Consider the following 17,354-nt stretch of genomic DNA (forward strand, 5'->3'; position numbering starts at 1 on the left):
TAGAAATAAATTAGAAAAAGGAAGGGAAGCATTAATTTGCTTCCCTTTTCGTTTGTGAGGTAAGAGATTTGGATAGTAAACAATTGTCAAAGCGGTTGGCAACGATCGCTAAATACGTACCAAACGGGTGCCGACTTTTAGACGTGGGCTCCGATCACGCATATTTACCAGCATACCTAGCGATTCACCACGTTATTCAGCACGGGATCGCTAGTGAAGTTGCTAAAGGCCCATATACCAACATGGTGAATGAGATTAAGTCAACCGGTTTAGAAAAGATGTTAACGCCGAGGTTAGCTAACGGCCTACACGCCATTACGTTATCTGATCACGTTAACGTCATCACGATTTCTGGGATGGGCGGTGAATTGATCAAAGATATTCTGGATCAAGGTCAGGCTAAGTTAGCTAATCATCCCTTATTGATTCTGCAACCGAACGTTGATGCTTACATTTTACGAAAGTGGCTAATGATGCATCATTATCAATTGATCCACGAAACGATCGTTGACGATCATCATGAGATTTACGAAATTATGGTTGCTAAATGGACGACCCAGTCATTTAAGTATAATCATCAACAGTTATTCTTTGGGCCGTTCTTATTAAAGCAGAAGAGTCCCGTTTTTATTAAAAAGTGGCATGATGAACGCCGCCATTTGGAATTCGTAATTAAACAAATGAATCGATCATCAAAGCCACCGCTAAAACGAATTAAAGCGATTCAGCACCGTTGCCAGTTGATCAAGGAGGTCTTATAAATGCGTGTTCGTGATTTAGTTAATCGATTTTTGAAGTTTGCACCAGCGAAAATTGCCGTTAAGGGTGATCCAATCGGCTTACAGATTGGTTCCTTAGATGCACCGGTTCATAAGATTATGACGACGTTGGACGTTCGTCCCCGAACGGTAGATGAAGCTATTAAAAAGCACGTTGACTTTATTTTTGCTCACCATCCAGTGATGTTTCATCCAGCTCACAATTTAGATTTATCGGTTCCACAAAATGAAATGTATGCCCAAATAATTCGACATCACATTACGGTCTACGCGGCTCACAGTAATTTAGATAGTGCTAACGGTGGGATGAACGATTGGTTGGCTAAACGCATTCATCTCCATGATGTAAAAGGCTTAGTGCCAATGTACCATGATGATCAGCATTCCTATTACATGGGTCGAGTCGGTAATTTAAGTCAGCCGATTTCGGTAATGGGATTTGCTAAAAAGTGTAAGAAGTACTTTAACGTTAGTGGTTTACGCCTGATTACGTTACACCCAGACCGAAAGATCCAACGGGTTGCGATTTTAGGTGGCAGCGGTGACGACTTCTATCATGATGCCTTGCGCACTAAGGCTCAGTTGTACGTGACTGGGGACGTTTATTACCATACTGCACATGACATGTTGGCCAACGGTTTATCGGTCGTTGACCCAGGTCATCATATCGAAGCCATCTGTATTCCGCACCTCGCTAAATTGTTTGATCAATGGAATCATCAATACGGCTGGAACGTGAAAGTTGTTGAATCTAAAGTCAATACGGACCCATTTACATTTATTTAAAATTAATTGGTCAATAATGGTCAAACTATTTCACTTAAGGTTAAATTTTTGCTAATATACTAATTGATCGATATCTAAGTAAACGAAAATTTAATCAGGTGATAAAAATATGAATCCAGACGATTTAACAGATGCTGTTGAACAGGCTTTAGGTCAAGCACAACAAATTTGTGTTAACCGTAAGCAGCAACAAATCGGCGTTACTCAACTATTTAAATTTTTAATTCAGCCGGGTAACCTGGTTCGTCAGATGTACAGCAAATTAAACGTTGATTTAAACGGATTGGATCAATTCCTAGATAAACGACTGGATGAAATTCCGGTTGTCAGTGGCGTAGCTTATGGCCGAACGATTTCGCAAAATCTGTATAAGTTACTCCAAGCTGCTAGCCAGATCAAGTCTAAGTTAGGTGACGAATACGTTGCCATTGATACTTTAGCGCTAGCTTTAATGAAGATTGATGATCCGTTAACTGATTATTTGAAAAAACAAGGTGTAACGTACGCCAAACTATTAAAGATTATGAAGCAGATCCGCGGGGGTGAAAAAGTGGTTTCTAAAAACCAAGAACAAGGTTACAACGCCTTAAAACGTTACGGTGTTGATTTAGTTAAAATGGCTCGTGAAGGTAAATTAGCACCGGTCATCGGTCGTGATCAGGAAATCTTAAACGTAATTCGAATCCTTTCTCGAATGACTAAAGATAACCCATTACTCTTAGGTAACCCTGGTGTTGGTAAGACTGCGATCGTTGAAGGCTTAGCTCGTCGAATGGCTGTTAATGATGTTCCAGACAACTTAAAGAATAAAGAACTTTATGAATTAGATATGAGTTCGTTAGTTGCCGGTGCCAAATATCGTGGCCAGTTCGAAGGTCGTTTAAAGGCTGTTTTGAAAGCTGTTCGTAAGTCTAAGGGTAAAATCATCATGTTCATCGATGAAATTCATACCATCGTTGGTGCTGGCAGCAGTGCCGGTGGTATGGATGCCGGTAACATCTTGAAGCCAATGTTAGCCCGTGGTGAATTGCATTTGATCGGTGCCACAACTTTAGATGATTACCATAAGTACATGGAAAAAGATCCGGCATTGGATCGTCGTTTCGAACGGGTAATGGTCAAAGAACCTTCAGTTGAAGATACCATTACGATTCTTCGTGGCTTAAAGGAACGTTTTGAAGTTCACCATGGTGTTAAAATTCATGATAACGCCATCGTCGCAGCCGCTAAGATGTCAAACCGTTATATCACTGACCGTTATTTACCTGATAAGGCGATTGACCTAGTTGATGAAGCTTGTGCCACCATCAGTGTTCAGATGAACTCGAAGCCGGCTTCGTTAGACCAGGCTAACCGTAAACTTTTCCGTGAAAAGGTTGAACGTAAAGCCTTGGAAGGTGAAACCGATGATGCTTCTAAGAAGCGTTTGAAGAAGTTAAAGCCAATCATTGCCAACACGCAGGAAAAAGTTAATAACTTAAACGCTCGTTGGCAAGACGAACGCCAGGTCATTGACCGGGTTGGTAAAGAACGGAAAGCATTACGTCAAGCTAAGAACGATTTGAAGCAGGCTGAAAGTAATTACGATTACAACAAGGCTGCCGTCTTAAAACATGGAACTATGCCAAAGATCGAAGAATCGTTAAAGAAGATGTCTAACCAGGATCACTCTAAAGACTGGTTAGTAAGTCAATCGGTCACCGCCAACGAAATTGCATCGGTTGTCAGTGAAGAAACCGGGATTCCGGTTACTCGTTTAGTTACTGGTGAACGTGAAAAGTTACTTCACTTACCAGAAAACTTGCATAAACGAGTAATTGGTCAAGATCAGGCCGTTCAAGCTGTATCTAATGCCGTAATGCGTGCTCGTGCCGGCTTGGAAGATCCAACCCGTCCACTTGGGTCGTTCCTGTTCTTAGGACCCACTGGAGTTGGTAAAACTGAATTGGCTAAGGCTTTGGCTCAGAATCTGTTTGACTCTGATCGTGAAATGGTCCGAATCGATATGTCTGAATACATGTCCAAAGCTTCGGTATCACGCTTAGTTGGTGCTGCACCTGGTTACGTTGGTTACCAGGAAGGTGGTCAGTTGACCGAAGCTGTTCGTCGTCATCCATACTCGATCGTTTTACTAGATGAAATTGAAAAGGCTAATCCAGCCGTCTTCAATATCCTGTTACAGGTTTTAGATGATGGTCGTTTAACGGACGGTCAAGGCCACACGGTTGACTTTAAGAACACTATCATCATTATGACGTCTAACTTAGGCTCAGACTTACTGCTCAAAGGCATTGATGACAAAGGCAATATTACACCAAAGTGTAAGAAAGAAGTCGAAATGCTTCTAAAGCGTAGTTTCAAGCCTGAATTCTTGAATCGAATTGACGAAAAGATCATGTTTAAGCCATTAACTCTTGATAATATTGAACACATTGTCATCAAGTTAATTAACGAAGTTAACGCTCGTCTAGAAGTTAAGGACATGAGTATTCATATTCAGTCTGACGCTCGTAAATGGATTGCTAAGGGTGGTTACAGTCCACAGTATGGTGCTCGTCCACTTCAGAGATTCATTACCAACTACGTCGAAACGCCGATCGCTAAGATGATTATTGCTGAAAAGGCTAAGGCTCATCAGCAGATCATCGTTGGCTTAAAGGATGATCACTTAACCTTTAACGCCGTGCCGGCTAAAGAGACTGTAAATGCATAATTAAACCTTTAAAATAATTTAAAAAGCGATAGTTTCAGTTAATGCTGAAATTATCGCTTTTTTATTTTATATCTTATAAAATAGATATGTACTAGAAACTTATAGATGATATAATTAAATTATGTTTCTAATTATGAAGAGGTAATCGTTATGAAAGACCATCAATTTGCTATCAAGCCCACTAAATTTTCACAGATGTTAAAAGAACTGAAAACGATTCATTTTTATAATGATCAATTAGCGAAGTTAAAGCCGGCTAAATTATTTAAACAATTGTTACTAAGAGCATTCGCTAATGAGCACAGTAAAACCATGAAGTTGGTCCGACTTCATGATTATATGGCAACGCCAAATCAAGAAGCTGATGAATATTTAGATCAGCATGACAACTTGTCGTTTAACGTATTCTATAACGTTGCTTTAGAATTGTTGCGTTTTGATGTTGATTACGATTTTAAGTTATCGGATCCGCTGAAATGTTTAAAGAAGAGTAATCTTCCATATATTCATGTTAAGAATAAAGCTAAATTAACTGCAGAAGAAGTTCTAAAAGCTTGGTACTTACTCCTGAATACGCACACTAAATTAGGCCAGACGTACTTAGATGAACTAGCGAGTGCGGGTTATTATACCCAATTCTCAGATTTGCCGAAGCCGTTGTTCTTTAATGGTAAAGCCCAGCCAGTTTTTGACACCCGACACATGATCCATGAAGTCGTTTATGTTGAAGCACCGCTAGACACAGATCATGACGGTAAACGTGACCTTTTACGAACCGATGTAATTCGACCAAGTGAAACTAATCAAGGTGTGAAAGTTCCCACGTTATTTACTGCTAACCCTTATAATTTAGGAACTAACGACCGTATCTATAACAAAATGATCCATAATGTTAACGTTCCGTTAAAGCATAAACAGCCTAATCATTATACATATAAGGATGTTGAATCTCATTTTGATCCCACCAAGAACATTCCTGCACCCCGAAAGATTAGAAAGACAAGTAAAGTCGCGGAAGCTAATTGCTATGCAGGTGGCCTGACTTACGAATTGAACCGCTATTTTCTTGCTCGCGGCTTTGCGGTTGTTTATTCATCCGGTGTGGGGACCTTTGATTCACAAGGCGTTCGATCAACCGGTGCCCAATCAGAAGTCGTAAGCGCTGAAGCAGTCATTGAATGGTTAGCTGGTAATCGAACTGCGTTTACTAATCCCGTGGATAACATCGCAATTCCAGCCTGGTGGTCTAACCATAACGTTGGGATGACCGGAATTTCATATTTAGGAACTCTAACCGAAGCCGTTGCTGGAACGGGTGTTAAAGGTTTTAAGGCTGGAATTGCCGAAGCTGGCATTTCTAATTATTATGATTATTACCGAGATAGTGGATTAGTAATCGGTGGTGAAGATTGTGATCTATTGGCCGAATATACATTCAGTCGCCGTAAGAGTGCCGGTCAGTATCATCGATCCAAAGTGCTTTGGCATCACCAGTTAAAACATCTCTTAAAGGGTGAAGATCGTCAGACTGGTGATTACAACCAATTCTGGGATAATCGAAATTACTTAAAGAACGTTCATAATACAAAAGCTAGCATGTTGATCGTTCAGGGTTTGAATGATTGGAACGTTAAACCACGCAACGCTTGGAATCTGTGGCAGCACCTGCAAAATGTTCCGACAAATAAAAAACTATTATTGCATCAAGGCCAGCACATGTATGTTTATGATTTACAATCGCTTGATTTTATTGATATGGCCAATCTATTTTTTAGTAATAAGCTTTATGACGTTGATAATCACGCTGACCAAGTTCTGCCAAAGGTTTTGATTCAGGATAATACCAAGCCTCAGACCTGGAATACTTATGGTAACTGGGGTCATAGCGGTCAGAAGGTTACTTATCAGCTAAATAATAATCAACTCGTCGTTGGGGAATCATCGTCCTTACCGTTATCTTTTCAAGATCATTTAGATAAAAAGACGTTCAAACACTATTGTGATTATCATAGTGCTTGGCATCATGATGTCTTTAGTGAAAAGCTAAACCCAATGTCAAATAACCGCTTATTATTCACAAGTGATCAGTTAAAGTCTAATCTAATCATTGACGGCGCAGCACACTTGAAATTACGGGTCAAGAGTAGTTCTGATGTTGGCTTGTTAACAGCATTCTTAGTGGATTATGGAAAGGCTAAACGTCTGACAACTGCACCACAATATTTACAACCACAGCGAACGACCATGAATTATCAATACCAAAAGATGGTCGTTAAAGATTATAAGTATCAAGAACACCCGACACCGTATAAAAAGATCGTTACGGCACACCTTAATATGCAGAATCGACATAATTATTATCGAGTTGATGACCTTAAGCCTAATCAATATGTTGATGTTGATTTAGAATTTCAACCAACATTTTTCCACATTTTGCCAAATCATCGGGTTGGTTTAGTAATCTGTGCAACTGACTTTGTGTGGACGATTCGTGGCAATCAGAAGATTCGGTACACTATTGATCCAAAACATTCACAGTTGATTTTGCCGGTGTATAAGAAATAATAGAATAAACTAAATTTAAAAAGAGCACAACTTCAGAGAAATGAAATTGTGCTCTTTTTTGAATTGTTAATAAATATTAATTATTTTCAGCACTGGCGACAAATTTATCGTTAATTTTGACATCTTTGGAAAACTTATGGGTATAGAGCATAAAGTAAACAATTAATAATACTCCAGTGATAACAAAAATATAAATATCATTGGTAAAGTGTTTAAGTAAGAAACTGAATATAATTGTACCAATTGGCATAAAGATTGTATTGACAGCGGAACTAGCTGAAGATACACGGCCCATCAATTTAGTTGGGATGGTGGATTGCATTCTGACACCGGTTGAAACATTCATCACACCTAAAAATAGACCAATGATTAACGCAATCAGAATACCTAAAATAGTTACCATCCAGAATCCGGTTACATAATTAAATATAAATCCTAAGGCAATCGTACACATTCCAATCGCACTCATTCCAAGCATATTGGATAAAGTTAATAATTTTGACAATGAGCTTGTTTTCTTGATAATTATATTAACTAAAATACTACCGATAACGATACCAAAGATCAGTCCAGAATCCAGAAAACTTACGACTTCATTAGGTAAGTGCAGTTTTTCAACGATTACGTATGACGGAGCAACTGTCAAAAGGCTACCTAATAAATTGGCCACACAGGCAATGATCATTAAATCCTGAATTAATTTCCGTTTCTTGATGTAGTTGAGGCCAACTTTAAAGTCATGTAACTGTTGATGCTTAATCGGTTTAGCTTTTGCTTTAGCAGGCTCTTTTTTAATAAAGAAGTGCATCGTTAACATCATGCTAAATGCGAAAGCCGTTGCTAAAAAGTCAATCGTAATGAAAGTATTGATACTAACTAAGCTGTACAGGACAGCATCGAAGACTGGAGCAAAGAAGCTGGCGCCAGCACTGCAGGCTTGTTCGTAAGAATTTAGAGATGCAATTTTGTGTTGATTTACTAATTCATGAACTGAAGCCGTATAGGTAGTTCCAGACACGTTACTAAATAGTTCAGAAAAAGCTACGAAGATCATAACCGGGATTAATTCCTGACTTTTAGCAAACATTGGTAAAAGCATTGCGAAGAATACTAATAAAAGTAATCTCATGATGTAATTTACAATTAAAATATGTTTATGATTATGGCGATCAACATAGTTACCAATCGGAATAAATAACAAGAAATCAATAATTGGATCGATTGCCACGTCCAAACCGAAGCTTAATGGCGAGTGAGTATTGTGTAGTAACATAAAACCCATTCCATAGCCGAGCATTGTGCCACTTAGTGAACTCACGATATCACTGATAACTGCTTTTATAATTTGCTGATTGGATTGATGATCAGAGATTTTTACAGTTTGCATAGGTCAGTTCTTTTCCATAATTGGTAACAATAATTAATAATTTATACATATTTTGTTTATATTCTTAACATTATTGTAAATAACATGACTAATTATAGTTTTTTTTTTGATGTTTCTGTAAAGAAAATTCGCAAAATTGGGTGAAGAAAAAAGGCATAAAATCAATTATGCCTCAAAATAATTTATATTTTTAACCTTTAATATACGGATGTCGCTTTTTCTCGGTATTGGTATGAACAAACGATAATTTAATGTTAACAGCGGTCTTATGAGGGATGCCTAAATCACAGATTGATTTAATGGGAGCCTTTTGAATTTTACTTAAAGTTCCAAAATGACGGAAGAGTTTGTTACGGGTTCTCGGACCGACACCATGAATTTCGGTCAATTCAGAATGGATTTCGTGACGAGAATGAACATTACGATGATAACCGATTACAAAACGGTGGATTTCGTCCTGGACTCGGGTGATTAGGTAAAAACCTTCACTACGGTAATTCAGTGGAACCCTGTAGAAAACGCCATGAATTCGTTGAATTAAATGGTTGGTTCGATGCTTATTATCCTTGACCATTCCGGCAACCGGGATGTTTAAGTTTAATTCATTGTGCAGAACGTCTAAAGCAGCGTTGACCTGAATTTTGCCACCATCCATAAGGATTAAACCGGGCATACTCTTATGTTCCTTTAATAGTCGAGTATAACGACGGCGAATAACTTCGTGCATTCCGGCATTTTCATCAGCATGCTTTGTGTGTAGCTTATATTTGCGGTACAAATCCTTATTTGGACGACCGTCTACAAAGACAACGTCCGCAGCAGTATTATCAAAGCCTTGAATATCAGCGATATCAAAGGCTTCAATTCGCTTTGGATAGGGGATGTGCATTGCCTTTGCAAGTTCTTCAGCAGCACCCTTAGTTTTACGGTTATTTAATTCAAGTAATCTGAAACGATCACGAAGGTAAATCTTAGCGTTTTTCTGGGCCATCAGTAACAAACCACGCTTCTGACCACGTTGAGGTGTCTTAACTTCGGTATGTAAGGCATCACGTAAAATATGTTTAGGGATGTCTTTTGGTACTAAGATCGTTTGTGGCGTGATGTTATGACTAACCCGATAGAATTGGACGATGTAACTTAGCATCGTGTCCTTCGGTGACTGAATAATTGGGAAGAATCGCTTAATTCGTTTCATTAAACGAGCTTGACGAATGTAGAAGACACTGATGCACATCCAGCTATTTTTAGCGTAGTAAGCAAAAATATCCTGGGTCGTGTAATCATTCGAAATAATCTTCTGTGGTTCAACAGTGATCTTAATGAACCGATAGAGATCACGGTATTTAGCCGCATCTTCAAAGCGAAGGTCATGGGCGGCATCCTTCATTTTCTTAATCAAGATGTGCTTAGCAGGCGTTAGATCTCCGCTTAAGAACGTTTTAATCCGTTTAATCTGACGAGCGTAAACACTCTTTGGGATTGTTTTGAAGCAAGCCCCTAAGCATTCGCCCATATGATAATACAGGCAAGGACGACCGTTAGTTCGACCGTGACAACGACGCAATGGGTATAACTTTTGTAAGAAGTCTAAAGTTTTATGAGCGGCCGTTTCGTTTGGGTAGGGACCAAAGACCCATTCCTTTTTCGGCTTGGGATCACGGGTCATTTTCATGTGGGGATCCCGTTGCTTAGTGATTGCGATATACGGGTAGGTTTCACGACCTTGCTTCAGTTGAATATTGAAGTACGGTCGATATTTCTGGATCAGCGTGATTTCCTGTAAAAAGGCTTCTTTATCGTTAGCACAATAAAAGACGTTGAAATCTCTGATTTCAGAGACTAATTTACCCCATTTACCATAGTGTCGAGCTTTAAAATAAGAACGAACTCGATGTTTTAAATCCTTGGATTTACCAACATAGATGATTTTGTCGTGGGAATTTTTCATCTCGTAGCAGCCAGGTTTATCAAGAAGTAATTTTAATTTGTGTTCGACCAACGGTACGGCCATTAAATCCCACCTTTACGATTAAATGATAATAAATTTAGCACGATAATTATAGCTTTCATTTGTACTTTGTCAACAATAATAACTATTATGAAATTTAAGGAAGTGCTTTTAATCATGATCAAAATCTTAACTGATTCCACATCCGTTGTTAATCAAGCTGACGCTAAAAAATACGGTATCACGGTAATTCCGTTAACGATTGCTTTAGGTAATAAATCCTATTTAGATGGTGTAACCGCTGATAGTGATCTAGTGGATCACTATAATGATACCCACCGAAATGATATTTCACGGTCCAGTCAGCCACCGATTGGTAAATTTGTTGAAGCCTTTAAGAAGTTAACTAAAAACGGTGACTCAGTATTAGCAATCATGATCGGTGACAACTTCAGCGGAACTTACAACGTCGTTTGTAAAGCCAGTAAAATGGTTAAAGGGAACATCAATGTCATCAACAGTAAAACTACCGACCAGAGTCTTCGACATATGGTTGTCTCCGCTGCTCAAATGGCCAACAGTCAAAAGTACTCCATAGATCAGATCATTAATAAAGTTGATGACATCCGGAAGCACAGTACTTTATACATGGGTGTTAGTACCTTACGTAATCTAAGAAAAAACGGCCGAATTCACATGTTTGCGAGTGTCCTGTCGTTTATCTTTCATCTATACATTGTGGTTAACTTGGACATTAACCAGAAGTTGCACATCGCCGCAAAGGGTCGTGGCAAAAAGACGTTCTTACGCTGGATGCCTAGATACCTGAATTCACTGAAGGGTGAGTCAATTAAATATATGGGAATTAGCTATACCGGTGACGTCAAATTTCCAAAATTATTAGCTCAAAAAATGCAACATCAGTTCCCAAAGGTACCGATGATTTTACGTCACACTTCAGCAACGATTACCTGTCATACCGGTGAAAACGCCTACGCAGTTATGACGTGTACTAAATAGTTATTTCTTAATATCTTTTTGAATATTTGAGTGGTTAACTGATAAATTACCGGTATCCAAATTAAGTTTAGCGTCCGTTAAATGCGTTGTTTTAGGCAGAACCAGTAATAACTTGTTATTGCGCCAGATTCGATTAATTTTAACGAAGTTAAATAAACTAAAGTGATGCTTTGGACTTTTAACCATTAATTGATCATCGTTCGTTTGGATGATCGGGACATCATTTTCATTCGCTGAATATTTGATTTTGGGCTTGTTGCCAAGTTTAATGGTGATGTCAAAATTATCGAGGTTAATTCTGAGGTTATTAATCGATTGGGTAAGTGTGAGTGTTTTGGTCTTTATGGCTTTCACCTTCATTATTTTTAATACTTTCTCTTAGCGGAATTTCTCTTTGAAAAAAGATTTAATAGGGATAATACTTAGCTAAATCGATGTGAGAGAGATTTAGTGATTTCTTAATTAATTTGTGAATTAATGTCCAAGTAGTTTTAGTGACGTGGTTAGCAGTCTTAGTCGATTGTTTAGTTAGTAATTTAATTAATGATTTACCGGTTAACGATTTAGCTTTCACATCAATTTCTCGAATTCGATGAATGCCGTAAGTTTGGCAATGCTTGCGATAAACATTGACTTCGTTGATAAATTTGCTGTAGTGCGGAGCAATTAAAACGTCCAATAAGCGGTAAAGCCAATATGCATTATTTAGGTTGACCGTATTACTAATATTTTCGTAATTCTCAGGGACTGCGTTGATGTTAGCGTAGAACGGAACATAAGGACTATAGTTAGTAAAGCCGAATGAAATCCATTCTAAAGCGGCATACTTAGGGTCAACGTTGTTTCGAAGTTGTAAGATATGAGAGATTTGGTTTCGTGCCATTGCGATGGAGCGTAGGGTCGGCTTTATGTGTTCTTGCTTATTAGCAAATGGATCGTAAGGGGTTCGTTGATAATGGGATGCCAGAAAATGTTCGACATCTTCAACCGATAGTTTATGATTAGGTTTTCTGAAGAATGGTAAATGTTGGCTAAACGGTGACTGTTTGATTTCAGGATTGAACATTTTTTGACCGTACCAAACTCGGGGCGTATTGTAGTGCGAATCGGCTTCGGTATGGGTGCCAACAATTTCACGGAAGTTAATTTGATTATGATTGCCATGGTGAGGATCTAAATTATTTTTAACGATGAAATCTTTAAAGCCGGTTGACCACATGTAGTTCTTATGCTGAGTATCAGTAAAATCGATTTTCCGAATGCTGATCTGATTAGGCGCAATCGCGTAACAGTCATCCGGGATTCGAACTGCAACCCAGTGATGACCACCCGCAGTTTCCATATACCAAAGGTCGTTTTTATCAGCAAAGGCGATGCCGTTACTTTGGCCTGTGCCATACCTTTCAATTAAATGGCCTAAGCGCTGAACACCTTCACGAGCACTAGTAATGTACGGCAAAGTAGAAGACAGCATCAAATCTTCATTGATACTGTTCTTCTTAACTAATGGATCATAGCCTAAAAAATGCGAATTATTATAAAGAGTTTCGGTAGCGCTCATGGCGACGTTATGTTCGTTGAAGCCACCTTCTTCAGAAACGCGAGCACTAGCGGGAACGTTTGGCTCACAGGTGTAGCGTTGGGTGTGTTCCGGAACTGGTAATTTTAATCCAGTTAATTTTGATACTAAGAAATTATGTTTCTTATCTAATGCGGGGCGGACGGTAAATGCCTGTGGTCCAACTGGATAAGAACTGTCTTCGTCTCGGCCGATCATGGTTGAACCGTCAAGCGACGCGTCTTTTCCAACTAAAATTGATGTGCATGATGAACGTTTCTTTAACATTATCTCGACTTCCTGTACTATAAGTTAACGTTTTACTTACAATACATAAGTATAGTACACTTTTTACAGAAAATTTAGGTAATTTTGGTAATAAAAAAGGTCACGAAATTATTCGCGACCGATGAATTTAAATTAATTCACGAGATTTAAGAATTCTTGGACTTATTGATAAAGCATTGAAGTCCATTAGTAGCGACAACCGCAACAATGACGGCAATAATTCCAGCTTTAATGAATACTGGCATTACTAACGGTGTACCAACCAAGGCACTACCGATGTAGCCAATAATCATGCCGAAGATAAATGCCCAGACGATTACGGTTAAGTTTGCAGCAATAAAACGCATTTTATCCACCTCGCATTCTTTAACCTAACTAACGGTTCGTAATTAACTGCATGCAAATTAATTAGTGTAATGAATCGTAATCATTAGATTACAAATTCATTATAACCTAATTTCTAAAGATTGAATACCAAGATATTTTGCGTATCTATAGTTTGTTATAATTATCTTAAAGGAGGGTGAATCTCAATGGGCTTCGTTCCATTACAGGTCATTAGTGCATATAGCTTACTACAGAGTACCATTGCGGTACCGAAATTAGTTACCCAAGCTAAAAAGCTAGGTTATAAATCACTGGCCTTGACTGATCACGACGTCATGTATGGTGCCGTGCGTTTTTATAACCTCTGCAAAGCCCACGGTATTCATCCAGTGATTGGTTTAACGTTAACCATTAATGGCGTTATTAATACTGACGAGAATTACGATGTCATTTTGTTGGCCAAAGATTTGCTTGGCTACCGTAATTTGATGAAAATTTCGACCCTTAAACGAACGGTTGGTGAACACCAGCAGTTAACCTGGGACCAGATCCACCAACATTTAAAGGGCCTCTACTTGATTACACCGTTGAATCAGGAATTTAGTAAATTGGTTCAAATCGGTCAGCAAACTCTAGCCGAACGTTATCTAGATAATTTAACGCAGTTTATCCCTAAGGATCAGTTAAAGATTGGTGTTGGGGTAGTTAACAATGATAAGTATCTGCGACTACTTAAATTAATCAGCAAACAGACTCAGGTCAACTTACTAGCGTTATCACCCGTAAAATATTTAAGTTCTGACCAAGCTTTTGCCTTAAAAGTGTTGGACACCATTCAAAAGGGTCAGCAAATCCCTAGCCCAGTTAAGGAATACCACAGCCAAAACCTAGGCCGACAGTGGCTAAAGAGCGAAGCTAATATGGCCGAGGCTTTTACTAGGGTTGGTCTTGCTAGAGCTGCTCAGGAAACGGCAAATATTGCTAATGATTGTCGTTTTATCATTAAAAAACAGCAAATGCGTTTGCCGCATTTCTATGACGAAGCTGAAGCTAAATCGGGCCACGGCCAGAGTTCTCGAGAATATCTGAAATACTTAAGTGAAAAAGGCTTAGCAAATCGTTTTCACGTTAACAAGTATGAACAGACACCCGTTAAGTATCAAAAACGTCTGGATCATGAATTATCAATTATTCGTGATATGGGCTTTGATGATTATTTCTTGATTGTGTGGGACATTGTTCGTTTTATTCGCAGTCGTCACATTACAACAGGTGACGGACGTGGATCTGCCGCCGGTTCGTTAGTCGCCTACGTGTTATATATTACCGATGTTGATCCAATTCAATATCATTTATTGTTTGCCCGATTTTTGAATAAAGAACGAGCTCAGATGCCTGATATCGATTTGGATATCCCGGACGTTCGACGGGATGAAGTTTTACAGTACGTTCATGATAAATATCAGGACTCAGATCCTAAATATCGTAATGATCCGTTACATGAACACGTTTCACAGATCATTACTTTTGATACAATGGCCGCTAAGCAATCGGTTCAGGACGTGGGTCGAGTGTTTGGTCTTAATAGTCATCAGTTACGCCAATGGAGTAAAGCAATCCCAAGCGTTCCGGGAATTACGTTACGTGAAGCTTATCGGCAATCCCAGATGTTACGAAATCTATATAATTCAGGGACTCCCGAAAATCCTAGTGCACCGTTAAATCAGTTATTGTTAAAGACGGCTCACCAAGTTGAAGGTCTACCCAGGCACTATTCAACTCACGCTGCCGGCTTGATTTTGAGTGATCAACCGTTAGTTAAATTATCGCCACTTCAAAACGGTAACGAACATTTATTAATGACACAGTATTCCAAGAATTATGCTGAACAGGTCGGGTTATTAAAGATCGACTTTTTAGGCCTTAGAAACCTGACGTTATTAGGTAATGTTTTACGTTTAGTTAGAGATCATGTTAATCCCAAATTTAATATCCGTAAGATTAATTTAAATGATCCTAGGACGTTGCGACTATTCCAGAAAGGTGATACCGACGGGGTCTTCCAGTTTGAATCCAGTGGAATTCGCCAGGTTCTCCGAAAGTTACATCCCGATCGGTTTAGCTTAGTCGTAGCGGTTAACGCTTTATATCGTCCAGGACCGATTCATAATATTGATACCTTTATTGAACGTAAAAACGGGCAAAAACAAAGTCGTTACCCAAGTAAAGCCGTCGAAAAAATCTTAGCGCCAACCTATGGGATCATCGTCTATCAAGAACAGGTTATGCTAATTGCCCAAGTTATGGGTGGCTTTACGTTAGGTGAAGCCGATATCTTCCGAAGAGCAATGAGTAAAAAGAACCACGCCTTGATGAGTGGCTTACGAACTAAGTTTATTATTGGTGCTCAGAAAAAGGGTTATAAAGAATCGGTCGCCAAGATGATGTTTGATTACATGAACCGGTTTGCTAGTTACGGCTTTAATAAATCACATGCGGTGGCTTACAGTAAATTAGCTTTTCAATTAGCTTACTTAAAAGCTCACTACAGTACGGCATTCTTCGCGGCATTATTGAATTCCGTGATGGGTAACATTAAAAAGACGAAACGCTATTTAGCTGGCGCTCATCGTTTGGGTGTTAAAATAGTTGCTCCAGATATTAATTCAGGATCGAAAGGTTGTACCGTTAAAAATGGCAAATTACAGTTAGGCTTAAATTTCCTGCACGACATCTCAACGGAATTAGTCAATACGATTGAGCAAAATCGCGGAAACTGTTTTGCCGATTTAAATGATTTTATCTTTAAAACGTACCCATATTTGTTACTAGAAGCTAAATCTAACCGAGCACCTAACCAAAAGGGTGATTCCGGACGTGATTTGTTAGGGTCAGATGATCCGACACCTTCGTTATTCCCGTTGATTTATTCAGGGGCGTTGGACAGAATTAATAAAATCAATGCCACTGATCGAGATCGTTTACCTCGATATGAATTACGAAGTGCATGCTACCGTATTTTTCACACCATTAACGTTTATTACCAGCGCTTTTCTGGATCACAGACATATAGTCAGGAATATCATGCTGTTCAGAAATATCGTGAGAATGCTAAAACTTATCAGAAAACGGCTGATAAAATTAAGTATTCCGACTATTTAAAATATCGACAAGCTGTAAAGGTCTTTAAAATTCATGCCCAACAGGGTTTACAAAAACACATTGAACTGATTCGACAGAAAATCAAGACCTTTGAAAGTCTTGGTCTGAAGATTACGCCTGACGTTCGGCACAGTCCGTTGGATTTGAAACGAGCTGAGTATTATTATTTGAATTTCAACCCGATGAATTTATATTCATCATTGGTTGAACCGCTTAATTTAATTCCAATTTCAGGACTAAAATCCGTTCAGAAGTTTGCCAGGATTATGGCGACGATTAAACGGGTTCACGAAGTCAGAACAAAAAACGGTAAATTAATGGCCTTTGCGGACGTCACTGATGGAATTGATAATATATCCATCGTGATTTTCCCGTCAGTATATGAATCCGTTAAAAACCTTCTAAAGTTTAGCCGAATTATTGTTGTTAACGGTCGGGTTGAAAAATCACCGAAGTTGCAGCTGGTCGCTGATCATATCTGGCCGGCTGCCAATCTAATGCGTCAGTATCAGTTAAGGACTCGTCAATATAAACGGTATAACTGGAGACAACATTGCTGTTACATCAGAATTAATAATCAAGATATTCTTCAGTCGTTGTATCGAGTGATTAATCAAAATCGGGGTCCATACCCGATCTTAATTTTTAACGTCGCTAACGGGAACAAATTTCTGTTGAGCAGTCGATATACCGTGTCGAGGCAAGCTCAGAATCAGTTAATCAAGTTACTTGGAAATCATAACGTAATATACAAATAGTAGAATATCCAAATCGGGACGTGATACAATAACTGATGAAATCACGAAGCCATCGGTAAG

General features: G+C 38.8%; 11 protein-coding genes. 6 read left to right on the plus strand and 5 right to left on the minus strand.

Translation table 11 applies throughout. The features are described 5' to 3' along the window. The first annotated feature begins 68 nt into the window (after nt 1-68). The 4 genes from ELX58_RS02240 to ELX58_RS02255 all read left to right on the plus strand — a co-directional run bounded on the left by ELX58_RS02240 (nt 69) and on the right by ELX58_RS02255 (nt 6,843). Nucleotides 69-761 carry a tRNA (adenine(22)-N(1))-methyltransferase gene (locus tag ELX58_RS02240; RefSeq protein ID WP_133441547.1) on the plus strand — a complete coding sequence of 231 codons (693 nt, stop codon included), beginning with the start codon at nt 69-71 and terminating at the stop codon, nt 759-761. Next, nucleotides 762-1,565, plus strand: coding sequence for a Nif3-like dinuclear metal center hexameric protein (locus tag ELX58_RS02245; protein ID WP_133441548.1), 804 nt, complete (start codon nt 762-764; stop codon nt 1,563-1,565). Between the two features lie 109 nt (nt 1,566-1,674). Further along, nucleotides 1,675-4,278 (plus strand): ATP-dependent Clp protease ATP-binding subunit, encoded by a 2,604-nt coding sequence (locus tag ELX58_RS02250; RefSeq protein WP_133441549.1) that lies wholly within the window; start codon nt 1,675-1,677, stop codon nt 4,276-4,278. Nucleotides 4,279-4,428: 150 nt separating this feature from the next. After that, nucleotides 4,429-6,843 carry a Xaa-Pro dipeptidyl-peptidase gene (locus tag ELX58_RS02255; RefSeq protein ID WP_133441550.1) on the plus strand — a complete coding sequence of 805 codons (2,415 nt, stop codon included), beginning with the start codon at nt 4,429-4,431 and terminating at the stop codon, nt 6,841-6,843. 76 nt (nt 6,844-6,919) lie between these two features. On the opposite strand, the gene ELX58_RS02260 is transcribed toward ELX58_RS02255, so the two are convergent. Together ELX58_RS02260 and uvrC are read right to left on the minus strand one after the other, a co-directional pair. Further along, nucleotides 6,920-8,230 (minus strand): MFS transporter, encoded by a 1,311-nt coding sequence (locus ELX58_RS02260; protein ID WP_133441551.1) that lies wholly within the window; start codon nt 8,228-8,230, stop codon nt 6,920-6,922. Between the two features lie 190 nt (nt 8,231-8,420). Further along, nucleotides 8,421-10,244, minus strand: a complete 1,824-nt coding sequence (gene uvrC / locus ELX58_RS02265) for an excinuclease ABC subunit UvrC (RefSeq protein ID WP_133441552.1) — start codon at nt 10,242-10,244, stop codon at nt 8,421-8,423. A 114-nt stretch (nt 10,245-10,358) separates the two neighbouring features. Here uvrC and ELX58_RS02270 point away from each other — a divergent pair, with 114 nt between their 5' ends. Continuing rightward, entirely contained in the window at nt 10,359-11,201 is an 843-nt protein-coding gene (locus tag ELX58_RS02270) for a DegV family protein (protein WP_162614596.1), read from the plus strand. On the opposite strand, the gene ELX58_RS02275 is transcribed toward ELX58_RS02270, so the two are convergent. From ELX58_RS02275 to ELX58_RS02285, 3 genes are all read right to left on the minus strand, one after another. Continuing rightward, complete coding sequence (locus ELX58_RS02275) at nt 11,202-11,561, minus strand: DUF4097 family beta strand repeat-containing protein (RefSeq protein WP_133441554.1); 360 nt, start codon at nt 11,559-11,561, stop codon at nt 11,202-11,204. It lies immediately after the preceding gene. Nucleotides 11,562-11,607: 46 nt separating this feature from the next. Then, nucleotides 11,608-13,047: a C69 family dipeptidase gene (locus ELX58_RS02280; protein ID WP_133441555.1), complete on the minus strand. Its 1,440-nt coding sequence runs from the start codon at nt 13,045-13,047 to the stop codon at nt 11,608-11,610. Nucleotides 13,048-13,193: 146 nt separating this feature from the next. Next, on the minus strand, nt 13,194-13,394 hold the full coding sequence (locus ELX58_RS02285; protein ID WP_133441556.1) for a DUF2929 family protein: 201 nt from the start codon (nt 13,392-13,394) through the stop codon (nt 13,194-13,196). Nucleotides 13,395-13,580: 186 nt separating this feature from the next. Here ELX58_RS02285 and ELX58_RS02290 point away from each other — a divergent pair, with 186 nt between their 5' ends. Then, nucleotides 13,581-17,294, plus strand: a complete 3,714-nt coding sequence (locus tag ELX58_RS02290) for a DNA polymerase III subunit alpha (RefSeq protein WP_133441557.1) — start codon at nt 13,581-13,583, stop codon at nt 17,292-17,294. The last annotated feature ends 60 nt before the right edge of the window (nt 17,295-17,354 follow it).

This window comes from Acetilactobacillus jinshanensis, assembly GCF_004359375.1.
In the GTDB taxonomy this organism is placed as follows: domain Bacteria; phylum Bacillota; class Bacilli; order Lactobacillales; family Lactobacillaceae; genus Acetilactobacillus; species Acetilactobacillus jinshanensis.